This window comes from Sphingosinithalassobacter tenebrarum (assembly GCF_011057975.1).
In the GTDB taxonomy this organism is placed as follows: Bacteria; Pseudomonadota; Alphaproteobacteria; order Sphingomonadales; family Sphingomonadaceae; genus Sphingomonas; species Sphingomonas tenebrarum.
Window position 1 is genome coordinate 3,115,023 of record NZ_CP049109.1, and the last position, 18,026, is coordinate 3,133,048.

Below are 18,026 nucleotides of genomic sequence, written 5' to 3' on the forward strand. Positions count from 1 at the left end.
GCGCGGCGAATAGCCTTGCGGCCTAGGTGCGTCGGCGCCTCACGTCAACGCGCGAGGTCGGCAAGCGGGTGCCGCTGGTTGACCAGCTCGACCAGCCGACGGCTGTCGACATGGGTGTAGATCTCGGTCGTTGCGATATCGGCATGGCCGAGCATCGCCTGTAACGCGCGCAGATCCGCACCCCCTTCCAGCAAATGCGTCGCGAAGGCGTGGCGCAGCACATGCGGGCTGACTCGCTCGGGCGCGATGCCCGCCGCGCCCGCCAGCGCGCGCAATATCTGAAAGAGCCGTACGCGCGACAAATGTCCCTTGCCCGAGGGGAAGAGCCACGGCTTTTCGACCGGCACATGATCGCGCCACGCAGCGACAGCGGCGCGCGCGCGATCGCTGATCGGTACCAGCCGCTCGCGCCCGCCCTTGCCGCGCAGGATCAGATAGGGCCGGTCGGGCGCCACCGCATTGCGCGGCAGCGATACCAGTTCGCTGGCGCGCAGCCCCGACCCGTAGAGCAGCTCGACCAGGGCGGCGAGCCGCAGGTCGCGCGGATCGGGCGGGTCGCGATCGATCCGCGCGGCGATCGCCGCGAACAGCGCCTCGACATCCTGCGTCGACAGTGTACGCGGCAGCGCGCGCGTGGCACCGGGCCGCGGCAGGGCAGCGGACGGATCGTCGCTCCGCAGCCCCTCATCGGCCAGAAAGCCGTAGAAACGCCGCAGCGCCGCTGATTTGCGCGCCACCGTGCTGCGCGCCAGCGGCATCCATTCGGTGGCCAGCCGTTCGAGATCGGCGCGTTCGGCCGCGCCCAGCCCCCCGCCGAGAAATTCGGAAGCGAGCCGCAGGTCGGTGGCATAGGCAGCGACTGTGTTTCCCGCCGCCCCGGCCTCGGCCATCAGCATCTCCAGAAACCGCTCGATCAGCGCGGCATCCGGCGCCGGATCGCTCACGCCCGGGTGATCGCCTCGACCGCGATCATCCGGGCATAGTTTTCCATCCCCGCCGCGCGCAACGCCGCGACGATGTGAAACAGCGCCTCCGGCGTGACCGCTGCCCAGTGATAGCTCTGCATGCCGAGTGCTGCGAGCAGCACAACACTGCCGGCATCGCCGCGCTGGCCGGCGGCATCGATTTCCCGCGTCCAGGCGTTCGATTCGCCGATCCGCACGTCGAGCGCCGCGGCCATGCGCTGCGCATCGTCCGCTTCCAGCCGCCCCAGCCCCGCCAGCCCGGCGAGGAACAGCCGCGCCTTGCGGGTATCGGCGGTGCCGCGATAGCTGTCGGCATCGCCATAGGAGAGATAGCGCTCCGCCGGCGCCACATCGGCCAGCGTCAGCATCGCCCAGCCGTCGCTGCCGCGCGCCACGATGTCGCGCCATCCCGTCGCCTGACTCGTAAGCCCAGCGCTCAGCATCGAGGCGATCAGCGAATCGGCATCCTCGACCAGCTCTTCATTGGCGGGCAGGCGTCCCGACGCGCGCGCTGTGAGGATCAGTCGCGCATAGCGGCCCCGCGCGCTTGCGGGCGCGTCCCACAGCGATCGCATCGCTTCCACGCGGTCGGCAGCGCTGGCGGCGGTATAGGCCGAACGCAGATCGCGCGCGGCGGCGAGTTCGGCGCTGTTGCCGTCCTCGGTCGCGGAGACTTCGGAATAGAGATCGACCAGCCCGGCATTGGAGAACACGCCCGTCGTCGCCGCCTGTTCGGCGGCAGCGACGCGCGCCGCCGGATCGGGATGCGGCGAAAGCGCGTACCAGGCGCGCACCTGCGGCCGCACGCCGCGCATCAGCGCCTCGGGAATTTCGACATTGCCGGCCATCGCCAGGCCGTAGCGCCAGGTCGTCAGGTGATCGACGCCATCCCATTCGATCGTGACCGCGCGCGCGCCCGACGCGCCCATCGCGATCACCTTTTCGGCGAGCAGCGTATCAACATTGTTGCGGCCCGCCCCGCGCGATCCTTCACGCACCAGCTCGCCGGCGCGCTCCGAACGCCCGGCCATTCCGGCGCACATCGCCTGCGCCAGCACCCAGCCGCGCGCCGGCAGGATTTCGGCTCCGCGATCGGCATAGGGGCACACGGCGGCGGGGTCGGCATTGGCGAGCGCCACCTGCAGCCCGACCTGCATCAGCGCAGGCGAATAATCCGCGCTGTCGATCGACTGGACCAGCATCCGCGCACCGTTCGCTTCGCCCATGCGAAGCAACAGCCAGGCACGTTCGGCGGCGAAATCGGCGCCGGAGATGTTCGCCGGCGTGTCGATCCGGGACATCAGCGCGCGCCGCAGCGCGATCGATAGCCAGCGCGACGCGATCGGCGCATCGAGCCGCCGCATCAGCGTTCGCAGATAGCGCCCGTCGGCGTTGCCGAAGGAGTCCCGCGCGAACGGCGGATTGCCATAGGCGACGGTGCCGACGCGCGCGGTCGATCGTCGCGCGAACGGCGGCAACTCGTACTGCGAATAATCGACCGTCGACAGCGTCGGCGACGCGCTGGGCGTCGGTGTCGGTTCGGCGGCCCGCCCGGGTGCGGCAGTCGGCGTGGGCACCGGCTGCACGATCGCCGTCGGCTGCGGCTGGGGCGCGCGCGTCGGTTGCGGCGCGGGCGTGCCGGTATCGGGCTCGCCGAATCCAGGCGGCAACAGCGATTCGGGCGCGTCCTGGCTGTCCTGACGATCCTGCCCCAGCGCGGGAATCCCCGTGCCGGCGGCCAGCATCGCCAGCGCGATCGCGCCGGTCGCGACGTTACTGCGAGAGATTTTCAAGCGGAACGACCTTTTCAATCTTGACCGTCTCCTGTTCTGTATCGCGGCTGGCCAGGAAGAACAGGCCGGCGACGAGCACCAGCACGACGACAACCAGAATGATTAGGGAACGGGGCATGGAACAGGGTCCGTGGACAGAGGAAGATCGGTTCGACGGCCTTTTGCCCGAGACGCAGGCAGGCTGTATAGCCCCAACTACCATGTTACAAAGCGAAGTCAGCCCCATCTCCTGGACCGGCAAGCCGATCGTGCTGATCGGCCTGATGGGCGCGGGCAAGTCCACCGTCGGGCGCCGGCTGGCACAGCGGCTGGACCTGCCCTTCGTCGATGCCGACAGCGAAATCGAATCGGCCGCCGGCATGACGATCTCCGAAATCTTCGACAAATTCGGCGAAGCGCATTTCCGCGACGGGGAGCGGCGCGTGCTCGCCCGGCTGATCGACGACGACACGCCCAAGGTGATCGCGACCGGCGGCGGCGCCTTCCTCAACGACGATACGCGCACGCTGATCCTCGATCGCACGCTTGCGGTGTGGCTCGATGCCGAACCGCATGTGCTCGCCGAGCGTGTCAGCCGACGCGACACGCGCCCGCTGCTACGCGATCGCAATCCGATCGAAGTGCTCACCGAACTCGCGCGCGTGCGCAATCCGGTCTATGCGCTCGCCCCGATCCGCGTCGAAAGCATCGCGATGCCGCATGACGTGACCGTTGACGCCATCCTCGAGGCACTGGGCCTGTGACCATCATTCCCGTCGCGCTGGGCGCGCGCAGTTACGACATCCGCATCGAAGCGGGGCTGCTCGCCCGCGCGGGCGAAGCGCTCGCGCCCTTTTCGCGCGGGCGGACGATGGCGATCGTCGCGGACGGCAATGTCCGTCCGCATCTGGAAACCCTGCGGGCGAGCATGGCCGATGCCGACATCGCCAGCGAAGCCATCGTGCTGCCGCCGGGCGAAGGCACCAAGAGCTGGGCGCAGCTCGAAAGCCTGACCGACCGGCTGCTCGACATGGGTATCGAACGCGGCGACCATGTGATTGCGCTGGGCGGCGGCGTGATCGGCGATCTCGTCGGTTTCGCGACGTCGATCCTCAAGCGCGGCTGCGGCTTCATCCAGATCCCGACCACTTTGCTGGCGCAGGTCGACAGCTCGGTCGGCGGCAAGACCGCGATCAACAGCCGTGCGGGCAAGAACCTGATCGGCGCCTTCCATCAGCCGGGACTGGTGCTGATCGACCCGCAGGTGCTCGACACGCTGGGGCCGCGCGAATTGCGCGCCGGCTATGCCGAAGTCGTCAAATACGGGCTGATCGACGATCCTGAATTCTTCGCCTGGTGCGAGGCGCATGGCGCCGACCTGCTGGCGGGCGACCCGGACGCGCGCGAAACTGCCATCGCCCGCTCGGTAGGCGCCAAGGCCCGGATCGTGGCGGAGGACGAACGCGAGACGACCGGCAAGCGGGCGCTGCTCAATCTGGGGCACACGTTCGGCCATGCGCTGGAAGCGGAAACCGGATTTTCGGAAAGACTGCTCCACGGCGAAGGCGTGGCGGCGGGCATGGCGCTGGCATTCGGATTTTCGGCTTCGCAGGGGCTGTGCCCGGCAAGCGATGCCGATCGCGTGGCGGCGCATCTACGCACGGTCGACTTGCCCGACACACTGGCCGCGGCGGGGATCGCCGCCGACGGGCCGTCACTGGTCGCGCACATGCTGCACGACAAGAAAATGGATGCAGGCACCCTGCCCTTCCTGCTGGCACGCGGAATCGGGCAGAGCTATCTCGACAAGGACGTGTCGCTTGAAGACGTCGCGGCGTTTCTCGACCGGCAGCAGGTACCCGCCTGATTACCGCAACATGTTGCGCAAGATTGTGGAACAACCCTGCGCCACAATAATGTCACGACGCAAAAAAGCCGCCAGTCCTGAGCGCGTCGAAGCTTTGCTTCCCCTGCCGATGGCAAGGCAAGGATCATGCTTCGACAGGCTCAGCACGAACGGCCGATAGCCTGCGCATCGTACCGGCGGCTTATGCCGCCAGTTCGACCGTCAGCGTCGTCGCCTGCGGCTGGATCGAGCGCACCGTGACTGCATCGCTGTCGCCTTCGCCGCGTTCGACGGCGGCGATCTGGATCGCAGTCACCGAATCGCCGTTGCCGGCACCCGGTTCGACGACGGCCTGGGCCCCGTCTTCGCGCGTTTCGAGTTCTTCGAACACATAGACGCCCTGCGCGTCGAGATAGAAGGTGTTCTCACCGAAATGCCCCTGCAGACCCGAATCGGCCGCTGCCTCCTCGGGGATAGGCGAAAGGCCGGTCTTGTCCTTGATCGTTTCGATCTGTTGCTCATCGAGCTTCATCGTGCGGTCTCCTGTTGGAACGGGAGGGACACGCCTTCAGAGAAGCGAGCCCCCGGGGACGCCCGAAGACGCCACGGTGGAAACCGGAGCCTATCGCACTTCGCCCGCCGCGTCCAACGAAGCGCGCACGTCCCGGCGCTGACCGCGCACGCATTGCCCCTCGCGGCCGAACCGCTTAGCGTGCCGGGCAATTTCCGATCCGGTTCTGCGGAGAATTGCTCCCGATGCGAAAACTGATTTCCGCCCTGGCCCTGTTCCTGCTCGCCCCGCTCGCGGCGCATGCGCAGACGGCGCCGATCCTGACCTCGCCCGAAGCGAAGGACGTGTGGACCCATGCGCAGCCCGAAGTGGCGCGCGTGACGCATGTGTCACTCGATCTGACCGCCGATTTCGACGCGAAGGAAATGCGCGGGACCGCGACGCTCGACATTCTCGCCGCCGCGGACGCCAAGGAAATCATCCTGGACGATGCCGGGCTGCGCATCGAAAGCATCACTGCCACGGAAACCGGCAAACCACTGGCATGGCATGTCGGAGAAGCCAGCGAGCATCGCGGCGCACCGCTTACCATCGCATTGCCCGAACGCGCGCCCACTGCGGCGGACGATGCCGGCGAAAGCGACGGCCATTGGGGCAGCCGCATCACCATCCGCTATGCCTCCGCCCCCGGCGCCAGTTCGCTGCAATGGCTCGCCCCTGAACAGACGGCGGGCAAGGAACACCCCTATCTGTTCAGCCAGGGCCAGGCGATCGAGAACCGCAGCTGGATCCCGACACAGGATTCGCCCGGCATCCGCCAGACCTGGGACGCGACGATCACCGTTCCCGCCGATCTGGTCGCGGTGATGAGCGGCGACCGCGTGACGCCCGAAGGCGTGGCGGCGGGCGCGGACAGCCGCAGCTTCCATTTCGAGATGCGCAATCCGGTGCCGCCCTATCTGATCGCGCTGGCAGTGGGGAACCTGACCTTCGGCGAACTCGGCCCACGTTCGGGCGTGTGGACCGAACCCGAAATGCTTGACGCCGCGCTGTATGAATTCGCCGATGTCGAAAAGATGATCGACGCTGCTTCGGAACTCTACGGTCCCTATCGCTGGGGTCGCTACGACATGCTGCTGCTCCCGCCGAGCTTCCCCTATGGCGGGATGGAGAACCCGACGCTGACCTTCCTCACGCCGACGCTGCTGACCGGCGACCGTTCGAACACGGATGTCGTCGCGCACGAACTGGCGCATAGCTGGTCGGGCAATCTCGTCACCAATGCCACCTGGTCGGACAGCTGGCTCAACGAAGGCTTCACCACCTATTTCGAGAACCGCATCATGGAAGCGCTCTACGGCAAGGAGCGCGCCGCGATGTATTCCGATCTCGACTGGGACGGCATGATCCGCGACATCGAAGCCGCCGGCGGCGAGGATGCACCCGCCACGCGGCTGCGCGGCGAGCCCGGCGAAACCTTCGGTCAGCTCGATTATTTCAAGGGGTCGAATTTCCTGCGGATGATCGAACACACGGTCGGCCGCGAGCGGTTCGACGCATATCTGGCCGGCTATTTCGATCGCTACGCCTTTCAGCCGCAGACGACGGCGGGCTTCCTGGCGGATATCCGCGAGCATCTGATCCAGGACGACGAAGCGCTCGAGGAAAAGCTGCAGCTCGACCGCTGGGCCTATCAGCCCGGCCTGCCCGGCAATGCCATCCATATCGAATCGGCGACGCTCGCCGAAGTCGATGCCGATCTGGAAGCGTTCAAATCGGGCGCGGCGGTATCGTCGATCGATACCGAGGGCTGGAGCACGCAGGAATGGCTGCGCTTCCTCAACGGCCTGCCGCGCGAGCTGCCCGAGGCGCGGCTGGCGGAACTGGACGAGACGCTCGCCCTGTCGCGTTCGACCAACGCCTATGTCCGCTCGGCATGGCTCGAACTGGCGATCGCCAATCGCTACGAACCCGCCCTCCCCGCGCTGTACGAGTTTGCGGGACAGGTCGGCCGCGGGCTGCTGATCCGGCCGCTCTATGCCGGGCTGATGCAGCAGGGCGACTGGGGCGCGCAGATCGCCCGGGACGTGTTCGAAAAGTCGAAGACGACCTATCACCCGACCACGGCGGGGCAGATCGAACGGATGATTTCGGCCGACAGCGCAGAGGAATAGGGGCTGATCCGCACGGGTTGAACGTCACCCCCCGAAAGCGGGGGTCCCGCTGCCCTAGCCGCCCGAAGAAGCTGGATTCCGGCTTTCGCTGGAATGACGGATTTGGTTCGGACCAGAAGGATTACGCCTCGAACACGCCTAGCCGGGGAAGAACCGGCCCAGGGCTATTCGCGCGGCATGCGGTTCCACGCGTCGAGCGCGGCGATCTTGTAGGCTTCGGCGAGCGTCGGATAGTTGAACGTGTTCTCGATGAAATAGTCGATCGTGCCTTTGAGGTTGAGCACCGCCTGGCCGATATGGATCAGCTCGGTCGCGCCTTCGCCGATGATGTGGACGCCGAGCAGCCGCTTGGTCTTGATCGAGAAGATCATCTTCATCAGCCCGTGATCGAGCCCCATGATGTGCCCCCGGCTGGTCTCGCGGAAGCGGGCGATGCCGCATTCGTGCGCGATGCCGCGTTCGCGCACTTCCTGCTCGCTCATCCCCACGGTCGAAATCTCGGGCACGGCATAAATGCCATAGGGGAAATATTTGGGGGCGGGCGGCATCGGCAGGCCGAAGGCGTGGCAGGCGGCGATCCGCCCCTGCTCCATCGATGTCGAGGCGAGGCTGGGAAAGCCGATCACGTCGCCGGCGGCATAGATGTGCGGCGCGCTGGTCTGAAACGTCTCGGGATCGACCGAAATCCGCCCGCGCCCGTCGGTCTCGATCCCGCAATGTTCGAGGCCGAGATCGGCGGTCGCGCCCATCCGCCCGGCGGCATAGAGCAGCATTTCGGAACGCACCTGCCGCCCGTCCGCAAGCACGCACACCGGCCAGCCCGCCGCGTCCTTCTCGACTCGCTCGACCTTGGCGCCGGTGCGCACCGAAACGCCGCGATCGCGCAATTGGTGGACGAATTCCTCGATGATCTCGCGATCGACGAAATCGAGAAAGGTGTCGCGCGGTTCGATCAGCGTCACCGGCACGTCGAGCGCGGAAAAGATAGTGGCATATTCGATGCCGATCACGCCCGCGCCGATCACCGTGAGGCTGCGCGGCACGCGCGGCTCGCCGACCAGCCCGTCGCTGTCGAGGATAACCTGGTCGTCGAAGGGAATGGTGTCGGGCCGGTACGGCACGGTGCCCACGGCGATGACGAAGCGATCCGCCTCGACCAGCCGATCATCGCCGTCGGCGCAGCTCACCTGAAGCCGGTTCGCGTCGATGAAGCGCGCAATGCCGCCCAGGGTCCGCACGCCGTTACGCTGAAACTGGTGTTCGAGAACGTCGACTTCATGCTCGAGTGTCTTGTCGAGCCGGATGCCGAGGTCGCTGCCGTCGATCGTCTGCTTCACCCGATAGGCGCGACCGTAAAAGCCCCGCTCGCGCCAGCCGGAAAGATTGAGCACCGTTTCGCGCAGCGTCTTTGAGGGGATGGTACCGGTATGCACCGAAACGCCGCCGACGCGGAGGCGGTTTTCGACGACGAGCACCGATTTTCCGAGCTTTGCGGCCTGGACGGCGGCGCGGCGCCCGGCCGGGCCGCTGCCGATGACGACGAGATCATAGCGGTTCAGCGCACAGTCCCCCTTCTTCCGCCGGGTATGGCGGCCGGTCCTGCGGCATCCTCTTATCGTCGTTGGCGCGATGGTGACTCGTTACGCGCGCGATTTCAACCGCCGCGAATCGCTTCCCAAGCCAGCCACAGCCAGCCGACGATCAGCGCCGTCCCGCCGATCGGCGTGATCGCGCCGAGCCAGCGCGGCAGGCCGAGCGCCATCAGATAGAGCGTTCCGGCAAAGATCACGGCGCCCAAGAGGAACAGCCAGCCCGGCCCCTTCGCGCCCATCTGCGCCGCCACCAGCGCGGCGACGGCATGGACGAGCTGATAGTGGCCGCCGGTCTGCAACCATTCGGCGGCCTTGCCTTCGGCGCCATGCGCACCGAACGCCCCGGCCGCGACCGCCATCGCGCCCGACAGCGCGGCGAAAAGGATCAGCAGGTTCATGTCACGCTCCTATAAGCCCCAATTCGGCCAGCCGCCGTGGCAGCGTGTCGACCGTCATCGCGCCCGCCACTAGCAGCGCGGCAATACTGATGGCCAGCACCGCCCCGGCAAGCATGTCTTTCGCTGCCTTCACTTCGGGATGGATGCTTGGGTGCAGCAGGTCGATCACCGCTTCAAGCGCCGAATTGAGCAGTTCGAGTGCGAGCACCAGCGCTGTGGTGATGGCGACAATAGCCCACCAGGCAGGTGCGGGCCGCAACACGATCAGCGCCAACAGCGCTAGCGCTGCCATCCCGGTCTGATTGCGAAAGCTGCGCTCGCGCCGCCATCCGGTAGCAAGCCCGGTCAGCGCAAAGCCCAACCGCTCACGAAACGGACGATTCTTCATTCTTCCTCGCCGCGCCGTGCCGCCGCCACCGTCGCATGGGTGAACATCCGGTCGCGCGCGGCGCGGATGTCGCCGGTTTCCTTCTGAATCTTGAGCCGCTGCGCGTCGCGATCGCGATAATCGGCGTCGGTCTTTTCGATCTCGCTTTCATCGACGCCTACCGCCGCCATCGCCCGGCGCGCCATGACTATCGCCGATTCAAACACTTCGCGCACCGCGCCTTCGATCGGCGCGCCGCGAATGCGCATGATGCTACGCCGGTCATAGACGCGCACGAACAACGTCGCATCGGGAAAAGCGTTGCGCACCCCGTGCAGCATCTCCGCGTCGAGCGGATCGCCGTCGATGCAGAAACAGATGAGCTGCGCATCGTGCGCGCCCGCCTGGCGCAGGATTTCGAGCCGTGTACCGTCGCCATAATAGACTTTCATGCCGAACGTGCCCGCCGTCTCGATCATCTCGACATCGCGATCGATCAGCGTGACCGTCAGCCCCTGCCCCAACAGCATCTGCGCCACCGTCTGCCCGAAGCGGCCATAGCCGACGATGATCGCGCTGGCGCCGTCCTGCTGCGGGCCCTCCATCTCGCGCGCGGCGGCTTCGGGTTCGGTGCGCAGCCGCCGCGTCGCCATCATCAGGAACGGCGTGGTCGCCATCGACAAGGTGACGACCGCGCCGAACAGGCTCGCCGCGCTGTTCTCGATCAGCATCGCCTGCTGCGCCTGCGCGAACAGCACGAAGCCGAATTCGCCGCCCTGGCTGAGCAGCAGTCCGGTGGCAAAGGCCCGCCGCCAGGGCATGTGGAACGCGCGCGCCAGCAAGGTGATCACCAGCGTCTTCGAGGCGATCAGCGCCGCCGCCATGCCCGCCACGAACACCGGCCGCTCGGCGATCGCGCCAAGATCGAGCGACATGCCGACCGCGACGAAGAACAGCCCGATCAGGATCGACCGGAACGGCTCGACATCGGCCTCGATCTGGTGGCGATAGGGGCTGTCGGCGAGCATCACGCCCGCGACGAACGCGCCGAGCGCGATCGACAGCCCCAGCGCGTGCATCAGCGCCGAGGCCGCAATCACCACGAACAACCCGGCAAAGATGAACATCTCGCGCTCGCCGAGATTGCCGATCAGGCGGAACAGCGGCCGCAGCAGATAGCGCCCCACAAGCACCAGCCCGCCGACGGCGAGCAGCGTGTAGAGCCCCAGCTGCCATCCCGGCGGCCCGCCGGCATCGGCCGGATTGCGCGACATGGCCGCGACGATCGTGATCAGCGGCACGATCGACAGATCCTGGAACAACAGCGTCGAGAATGCCCGCTCGCCCACCGGCGTGCGCAACCGCCCCGCCGATTGCAGCATCGGCAGCACCTGCGCGGTCGAGGACAGCGCGAGCGGCAGGCCAAGCGCCAGCGCCGCGGCCCAGCTGAACCGCGTGCTGACGCCGATAATCGCGGTGATGACCAGCCCGCACAGGATCACCTGCAGGAAACCGAAGCCGAAAATATCGCTGCGCATCCGCCACAATCGCGACGGGCTCAGCTCCAGCCCGACGATGAACAGCAGCAGCGCGATGCCGAGTTCGGCAATGCCCATCTTGTCCTCGGCATCGCCGACAATGCCCAGCACCTGCGGCCCCACCATCGCGCCCGCGACGAGATAGCCGAGCGTCGCGCCGAGCCCGAATTTGCGGAACAACAGGACGAAGAACAGCGCGAAGCCGAGGATCGGCGCGGCGTCGGTGAGCAGCGCCGTGCCCGCATGATGCTCCATCAGCCGTCGACCTTCGCCGCGGCCTGCCCGGCGGCTTCGGCAATCGCCTCGAATCCCAGCCGGATCGAAGGATGGCGCGCTCTGTGCGGCAATGCGGGCGTGAAGATTTCGAGGCCCGGCCATTCGGGCGGTTCGGCCCGTTCCCCGGCGAGCCAGTCAGTGAGCTGATCGCGTGCCTTCGCCAGCGCGTCGGGCGTCTTGCCGAGCGCGTGCGCGCCCATCAGCGACGCGGACGCCTGCCCCAGCGCGCAAGCGCGCACGAGCATCCCGATCGCGCTGACGCGACCGTCCCCGTCGACCTCGACATCGACCGTCACCCGGCTGCCGCAGATCGGCGAGCGTTTTTCGACACTGGCCATCGGCGCGTCGAGCCGCTGCTGATGCGGCACCGAAGCGGCGAGGCGCAGGATTTCCTTGTTGTAGAGCGGCGCGTTCACGACCGACATTTAGGATATTCTCACTGCGTTACGAGTCCCGAAAATCGATGCGGCCGAAACCAGTCGGACCGGCTTGCGCGGCGCGGCGACCAACAACCGGGGCTGCTCCGTCAGCGGATCATGTTGCCGTTCGCATCGAGCCGGATGATGTTTTCCTCGTCGGTGGGCGTGCCGAACACCGGTTCCCCCCGGCGGCGCTTGTCGACGAAATCGGCGATGGCGGCGCTCGATGCGTTGAGCAGCGGATAGACCGTGGCCGTCGTCACCCAGTCGGGGCGTTTGGCCGGACCGCCGCGCACCGTGTCGATCACCAGCATCAGCAACAGGAAGGCGAGACTGACGAGGATCAGCCCCTTGAGCGCGCCGAAGCCGAAACCGAGAACGCGGTCGATCGGCCCCAGAAAACTGTCGCGCGTGCGCGCGCCCACTGCATTGGCGATGATCCGCCCGCCGAAATAGGTGACTCCCGCGACAATCGCGAAAGAGAGGACCGCAGCACCCTGAACCGTGCCGACGGTAGGCGTCAGCGCTTCGGCCACCGGCGTATGGAAAAGGCGTATCGCGACCACGATCAGCACCCAGGCGAGCAGCGCCAGCACTTCGGTGACGAACCCGCGCATGAATCCCAGAATCGCGGAACCGCCGATCGCGAGTAGCACGATGATATCGAGCGCGGTCAAAGTCATGCAGCCTCTCCCCCTCCGGCAACATCCGGCATTCTACGCCGTGTACCAGCATGCGGCTAGCGGGAAGCTGAACGAAAGCGGGACGCGCCCGATCAGGCGGCGGCCTGCGCCGGTTGCGAGATGGGTTCCGGCACGGACTCGGCAGGCGGCGGAGCAGGCTCGACTGCGCAATGCAGATTGCCTTCGCCGATCGCGGCGACCGTTTCCAGCACCGCGTCGATCGTCGCATCGTCGGTGGGATAGGTCATGTGCGCGCATTCGACTTCGACATTGCCGTCCACCTGTGGCTGCCGGCCGCGCGCGGCGATGCTGGGAACCAGTCCGTCATAGGGCGACCATAACGCGACCGTCGGCACCGGCGGCTTTTCCGCGAGCCGTTCTGGATCCGGGTCGAGGACGGTGCGATGGCACGTCACCAGTCGATAGAAATACCAGATGAAGCTCGAGCGGATATCGGCGGCGAAGGGACTGCCCATCGTGATGACCGCCGCCACGCGCTCGGGCGATCGCTTCGCATATTCACGCGCGATCACGCCGCCCAGGCTCCAGCCGATCAGCACAAGCTTCTCGTCGGGCCCGCCCGCCAGCGTTCGCGCGCGTCGATCCAGCCGGTCGAACGTGTCCTCGCCGACGCCCAGATTGCGGCCCATGCGCCACCCGAACGCCTCGTGCCCGGCGCGACGCAGCCGCACGCGCAGCTTGCGCATCGACCGGTCGGAGGCGAGCAGTCCGGGGAGCAGCAAGATTCGAACCGAGGGGCGCCCGCGCTGGCGCGCATGCCGATCGCGACGAATCCGGGCAAGCACGCCCCTGGCGCGCGGCGGCGGCACCATGCCGCCGAGGAACAAGAGCACCTCCCAGCCGAAATGTCGCGCCGAGCGGAACCAGGACGCGAAATTGAATGGGTGCGGTGCGGCAGAATGTTGCATGAAAGAGCTAACGACCTGCCGCGCATCGGGTTTCATGGCGGTTGCACGCGGGCGTGACTTTTAGCCGGTCCCGGAAAGGGATGGCGTATCGCGTAGGAGATGGACTAGGCTGAACGGCAGGTTTCACCGTGCATGCCGCGCTTTGCCGAGACTCGGCAGAAAGGGCTCTTCCGCTTTGTGGCGCTTCCTGGTCGACTGGCTGCTCTTCATCCTGCCGCTGCCGCAGACACGCGGTTTCGCGCTGCGGCGGCTGCTCTATCGCAGCGGCGGCGTGCGAATGTTCCCGAACAGCTGGATCTGCGGCGACGTGCGCATCTTCGGGCGCGGCGCGGTCTCGCTCGGGCGGCATGCGTGGATCAGTCCCGGAACGCGTATCTACACGCGGCGCGAAGTATCGATCACCATCGGTGACGATGTCGATATCGGCCCCTTCACGGTCATCCTGACCGGAAGCCACGAAATCGGCGACAGCCGCAAGCGCGCCGCAGACGTCACCGCCGCGCCGGTGGTGATTGGCGACGGCACCTGGATCGGTGGCCGCTGTACCATATTGGGCGGCGTCACCATTGGTCGGGGATGCGTGGTGGCGGCAGGCACAGTGGTGACGCGCGACATTCCCGACAATGTGATGGCGGGCGGCGTGCCCGCGCGCATCATCAAGGCGCTCGACGAAGCCGCGCCGGCTCGGACCCTGCCCGATCAGGACGCGCCCTGATCAGGCTTTGTCAGCTCTGCCGCGTCGGGCGCAGCGCCCAGCGGTCATACCCGAGTTCCTCGACGCGCTTCAGTATCGCCTCGGCCTCGGCCGGTTCGGGCCTGGCGTCGCGCGACAGCACCCACAGATAGCGGCCCGTGGGCTCACCGACGATCGCCCAGCTATAGGCCTCGTCATGGTCGAGCACCCAGTAGTCTCCGGTGTAGAGAGGACCGAAAAAGGCGACCTTGAGCTTGGCATTGCTCTGCTCGTCGGCGATGATCGCGGTCGCACGGGCCTCCTGTACGTCGCCGTCCGGCCAGCCCCGCATGCCGCGATTCACGACTTCGATCTTTCCGCCGTCGCGCTGGGCATATTCCGCGGTGCAGCCATCCAGCCCCTTTTCGAAGCGATTCTCGTGGCGCGCCAGCTCATACCATTTGCCGACATAGCGGCCGAGATCGACCGGCCGAACCGGCTCGGGCACATCTGGATTGATCACCGGCGGCCGCGTCGCACGCATATAGACGAATGCCCCGCCCACCGCCGCTGCGGCGGCCCCGGCCGCGATCTTGAGAAAGGTGGATTGCTTCATGGCGGGAGATTGTGCCGGGTTCGCGCGGCGAAGGGAAGCGTCGGGCTGCGGGAGTGCTGTTCGTGGAAACCTTAATTGCCGCCCATACTCTTGTGCAGCGCAACAAATATTGACCCCGAACAACTGTCGGGAAAGATCAAACCCGATCCGAAACGGCCGCTAAAATCTCAGACTCGTTCCCAATATGATATGATATAGTTATGCAGATATGATTTACTTGAGTCGGTGTTGAATCGATGCTTCATTCCGGCCGAAACAAACGACGAACTTAATCGTTGGTTTTTTGGGGAGTCGAAGCAAACAGCTTCGAAGAGTACCATGTTGTGTATCGTATCAGCTTGTTCGCGGCAGCGCGTAGTTCCGGGCGCGACTGAAAATCCTGTCGATGGCTAGGCGGCTGGCACTCCGTCTCGCGCTGGGAGCGGTCGCCATCGCACTGCTCTCGATATTCGGCTGGCTGACAGGGCTCACCATCCTCACAAATGGGGGTGTGGGCGGCGCACGCATGTCGCTGAGCACCGACTTTCTGACTTTGCTCGTCGTCGGCGCGATCCTGCTTGAAAGCCGGAACCGCGATCGGCGTTTCGCGGGCCAGCCCGCTGCGCGCTGGCTGTCGCTTGCCGCGCTTGCCGCCGCACTTTGGTTTCTCGTCGGCGATGCGCTGCGCTTCTGGAGCGGGAAGGACCCCGTCGCAGCGAGCGGTGTATCCCCCGGAACCGCCTTCTGCTTCACCTTGCTCGCGGCGTCGCTTGCGCTGCGGACCGGATCGGCCTCGCACAAGCTCTATTTTCCGCTGCTACTGACGGCGCTGGTCCCGGCATTCGTGGCAATGATCGGCTATATCTACGATCTTTCGGCGCTGCACAGCCTTTCCTTCTTCTTCGATCTCTCGCTGCCGACAACGCTGACCTTGCTCCTGCTGGTCGCGGCGGCGATGATCTTGCGGGGCGCGCAGACGCCGCTGCGGGTGGCGATGGTGTCGGGACAGGCGGGCAGGACCGCGCGACAGTTGCTCGCGGCATCGGTTGTCGTTCCGGTGCTGGCGGCGGCCTTGTTCCTGTTGCTCGCGCGGCAGGGTGTTCCCGTTGCCATCGCGATCGCAGCCAACGCGGCGCTGCTGGTCATCGCGTTCGGCTGCCTCAATCTCGTTATCGCGTCCTTGCTGGAGCGCTCCGAACGCCTTCGGCGCGAGCGCGAACATTTCAACAACGTCATCATCGAAAACACGCCCGCGGTGATCTATCTCAAGGATCGCGAAGGGCGCTATCAGCTGGTCAATCAGGGTCTTTGCGATGTAACCGGCGTCCCCCGCGAACAGCTTCTGGGCCGGACCGATGCCGAGGTCTTCCCTACCGAATATGCCGATACATGGCGCGAGACGGATTTGCGCGCGATGCATTCCGAACACGGCATTCGCGAAGAAGAGGTGGCCGCACATGGCGGCGGCATTCAGTATTTCCTCTCGTTCAAGTCGCCTTATTACGACGATTCCGGCGAGCTGGCAGGCCTTTATGGCGTGTCGAGCGAAATCACCGAGCGCAAGCTCGCCGAACAGCGGCTGGCGGACCAGAATGCACGCCTGGCACTGCTCGACCAGATCACCCGGACGATCGGCCAGCGCCAGGATCTTTCCAGCATATTTCAAGTCGCGACGGGTGCGGTGGAAACCGCGCTGCCCGCCGACTTCGCCTGCATCCTGATTTATCACGCGGACGAGGAAGTGCTGGCGGTAAGCCATCTCGCCGCGCACAGCACGCCGCTGGGCGAGGAGATGAGCCTCGCCACCGGTGCCCGTGTTTCGATCGCGGGAAACAGGCTTTCCCGGTGTGTGTTCGAGCGCGAACTGATTTACGAGCCGCATATCGAGACGCTCGATTATCCCCTGCCCCGCAGGCTGGCCGATCACGGCTTTTCCTCGCTCGTCCTGGCGCCGATACCGATCGACAACGAGGTGCATTCGATCCTGTGCGTCGCCCGCCGCGAACCTGCGAGCTTTTCGAGCGTGGATTGCGAGTTCCTCCGCCAGCTGGGCGAACATCTCGGCCTGTCCGTGGCGCAGGGATTGCTGCATGCCGAGCTGCGCAATGCCTATGACGATCTGAAGCACACCCAGGATGCCGCGATCGAGCGCGAACGGCTCAGCGCGATCGGGCAAATGGCAAGCGGCATCGCGCACGATATCAACAACGCCATTTCGCCGGTCGCGATCTACACCCAGTCGCTGATCGAACGCGATCTCGCCATGCCGCAGGAATTGCGCGACTATCTTGCGATCGTCGACGGCGTGGTGCGCGACATTTCGGCAACCGCCGCGCGCATGCGCGATTTTTATCGGGCGCGCGACAGCGAATCGAAACGCTCGCAGGTCGACCTCAACCAGCTCATTCCGCAAGTGATCGATCTCACCCGCGCGCGCTGGCGCGACATGCCGCAACAGCGCGGCATCGTGGTCGAAATGCAGACCGAACTCGCGGCGGACCTGCCCTGCATTTCGGCCAATGCCACCGAGCTTCGCGAGGTACTGACCAACCTTGTCTTCAACGCAGTCGACGCGTTGCCGAACGGCGGCACCATCACGCTGCGCACCGAAGTCTCGCAATCGGAATCGTCGGGCGCGCCCGCAGTCGATCTGTATGTCGTCGATACCGGCGAGGGGATGGATGCCGAAACCCGCAAGCGCTGTCTCGAACCGTTTTTCTCGACCAAAGGCGAGCGCGGCACCGGCCTGGGGCTGGCGATGGTGTTCGGCGCGGCCAAGCGGCACGATGCGCAAATCGAAATCGAGAGCGCTCCCGGCGCGGGCACTCGGTTCCGCATCCGCTTCCCCGTCACCGCCATTCAGAAAATGCCGGAGAAACACATGGCGAAAACGCCCGCGCAAGCGCTGCGCATCCTGTTGATCGACGATGATCCGGCGGTGCTCAAATCAACACTGTTCGTCCTCGAACTCGACAAGCACAAGGTTCAGGCCGAAGGCGACAGCCGCCGCGGCATCGCAACGGCGGAAGCGGCCGCAGCCGACGGAAGGCCGTTCGATGTCGTGATCACGGATCTCGGAATGCCTCATGTCGACGGCGACCAGGTGGCGAAAGCAGTGAAGGCCGCCTCACCCGGAACCACCGTCATCCTGCTGACCGGCTGGGGCCAGCGCATGGACGACGGGAAACAGGCACGGTCGAATATCGATCACATCCTGGCAAAACCGCCCCAGCTCGAAGAGTTGCGCGAGGTGCTGGCGCAGGTCGGCGCGCCCCGCGACTAGGGCGC

The 18,026-nt window shown here is 66.0% G+C and carries 17 protein-coding genes; 5 read left to right on the top strand and 12 right to left on the bottom strand.

Annotated features, from left to right (window positions below; all coding sequences use genetic code 11):
• Positions 1 to 44: 44 nt before the first annotated feature.
• From G5C33_RS15350 to G5C33_RS15360, 3 genes are read right to left on the bottom strand one after another with little or no spacing between them, the layout of a single operon-like run.
• Positions 45 to 944 carry a tyrosine recombinase gene (locus G5C33_RS15350; protein ID WP_228275092.1) on the bottom strand — a complete coding sequence of 300 codons (900 nt, stop codon included), beginning with the start codon at positions 942 to 944 and terminating at the stop codon, positions 45 to 47.
• Positions 941 to 2,758, bottom strand: coding sequence for a hypothetical protein (locus G5C33_RS15355; RefSeq protein ID WP_206518572.1), 1,818 nt, complete (start codon positions 2,756 to 2,758; stop codon positions 941 to 943). The genes G5C33_RS15350 and G5C33_RS15355 overlap by 4 nt, the downstream gene beginning before the upstream one ends.
• A complete protein-coding gene (locus tag G5C33_RS15360) occupies positions 2,739 to 2,876 on the bottom strand; it encodes a hypothetical protein (RefSeq protein ID WP_165327949.1) in 138 nt (45 codons plus the stop codon). Before G5C33_RS15360 ends, G5C33_RS15355 begins: the two co-directional genes overlap by 20 nt.
• Positions 2,877 to 2,958: 82 nt before the next feature.
• Between G5C33_RS15360 and G5C33_RS15365 the strand changes: the two genes are divergently transcribed.
• Positions 2,959 to 3,501, top strand: coding sequence for a shikimate kinase (locus G5C33_RS15365; protein WP_165327950.1), 543 nt, complete (start codon positions 2,959 to 2,961; stop codon positions 3,499 to 3,501).
• Positions 3,498 to 4,604 carry a 3-dehydroquinate synthase gene (gene aroB, locus G5C33_RS15370; protein ID WP_165327951.1) on the top strand — a complete coding sequence of 369 codons (1,107 nt, stop codon included), beginning with the start codon at positions 3,498 to 3,500 and terminating at the stop codon, positions 4,602 to 4,604. The genes G5C33_RS15365 and aroB overlap by 4 nt, the downstream gene beginning before the upstream one ends.
• A gap of 181 nt (positions 4,605 to 4,785) precedes the next feature.
• Here aroB and G5C33_RS15375 read toward each other — a convergent pair whose 3' ends face one another.
• Positions 4,786 to 5,115: a hypothetical protein gene (locus G5C33_RS15375; protein ID WP_165327952.1), complete on the bottom strand. Its 330-nt coding sequence runs from the start codon at positions 5,113 to 5,115 to the stop codon at positions 4,786 to 4,788.
• A gap of 224 nt (positions 5,116 to 5,339) precedes the next feature.
• On the opposite strand from G5C33_RS15375, the gene G5C33_RS15380 reads away from it, so the two are divergent.
• Positions 5,340 to 7,268, top strand: coding sequence for a M1 family metallopeptidase (locus tag G5C33_RS15380; protein ID WP_165327953.1), 1,929 nt, complete (start codon positions 5,340 to 5,342; stop codon positions 7,266 to 7,268).
• A 164-nt stretch (positions 7,269 to 7,432) separates the two neighbouring features.
• Here G5C33_RS15380 and sthA read toward each other — a convergent pair whose 3' ends face one another.
• The 7 genes from sthA to G5C33_RS15415 form a co-directional block, all read right to left on the bottom strand.
• Positions 7,433 to 8,884, bottom strand: coding sequence for a Si-specific NAD(P)(+) transhydrogenase (sthA, locus tag G5C33_RS15385; RefSeq protein ID WP_323126189.1), 1,452 nt, complete (start codon positions 8,882 to 8,884; stop codon positions 7,433 to 7,435).
• A 38-nt stretch (positions 8,885 to 8,922) separates the two neighbouring features.
• On the bottom strand, positions 8,923 to 9,258 hold the full coding sequence (locus G5C33_RS15390; protein WP_165327954.1) for a DUF423 domain-containing protein: 336 nt from the start codon (positions 9,256 to 9,258) through the stop codon (positions 8,923 to 8,925).
• A 1-nt stretch (position 9,259) separates the two neighbouring features.
• Positions 9,260 to 9,646: a diacylglycerol kinase gene (locus tag G5C33_RS15395; RefSeq protein WP_165327955.1), complete on the bottom strand. Its 387-nt coding sequence runs from the start codon at positions 9,644 to 9,646 to the stop codon at positions 9,260 to 9,262.
• Positions 9,643 to 11,418: a cation:proton antiporter domain-containing protein gene (locus G5C33_RS15400; protein ID WP_165327956.1), complete on the bottom strand. Its 1,776-nt coding sequence runs from the start codon at positions 11,416 to 11,418 to the stop codon at positions 9,643 to 9,645. The genes G5C33_RS15395 and G5C33_RS15400 overlap by 4 nt, the downstream gene beginning before the upstream one ends.
• A complete protein-coding gene (locus G5C33_RS15405) occupies positions 11,418 to 11,855 on the bottom strand; it encodes an iron-sulfur cluster assembly scaffold protein (protein ID WP_165328885.1) in 438 nt (145 codons plus the stop codon). Before G5C33_RS15405 ends, G5C33_RS15400 begins: the two co-directional genes overlap by 1 nt.
• 110 nt (positions 11,856 to 11,965) lie before the next feature.
• Entirely contained in the window at positions 11,966 to 12,541 is a 576-nt protein-coding gene (locus G5C33_RS15410) for a CvpA family protein (protein ID WP_165327957.1), read from the bottom strand.
• A 92-nt stretch (positions 12,542 to 12,633) separates the two neighbouring features.
• On the bottom strand, positions 12,634 to 13,470 hold the full coding sequence (locus tag G5C33_RS15415) for an alpha/beta hydrolase family protein (RefSeq protein WP_165327958.1): 837 nt from the start codon (positions 13,468 to 13,470) through the stop codon (positions 12,634 to 12,636).
• Between the two features lie 175 nt (positions 13,471 to 13,645).
• On the opposite strand from G5C33_RS15415, the gene G5C33_RS19500 reads away from it, so the two are divergent.
• Positions 13,646 to 14,185 (top strand): acyltransferase, encoded by a 540-nt coding sequence (locus tag G5C33_RS19500; RefSeq protein WP_323126169.1) that lies wholly within the window; start codon positions 13,646 to 13,648, stop codon positions 14,183 to 14,185.
• A 10-nt stretch (positions 14,186 to 14,195) separates the two neighbouring features.
• On the opposite strand, the gene G5C33_RS15425 is transcribed toward G5C33_RS19500, so the two are convergent.
• Positions 14,196 to 14,759, bottom strand: a complete 564-nt coding sequence (locus tag G5C33_RS15425) for a lipocalin family protein (RefSeq protein ID WP_206518573.1) — start codon at positions 14,757 to 14,759, stop codon at positions 14,196 to 14,198.
• 385 nt (positions 14,760 to 15,144) lie between these two features.
• Here G5C33_RS15425 and G5C33_RS15430 point away from each other — a divergent pair, with 385 nt between their 5' ends.
• Positions 15,145 to 18,021, top strand: coding sequence for a PAS domain-containing protein (locus G5C33_RS15430; protein ID WP_165327959.1), 2,877 nt, complete (start codon positions 15,145 to 15,147; stop codon positions 18,019 to 18,021).
• Positions 18,022 to 18,026: the final 5 nt, after the last annotated feature.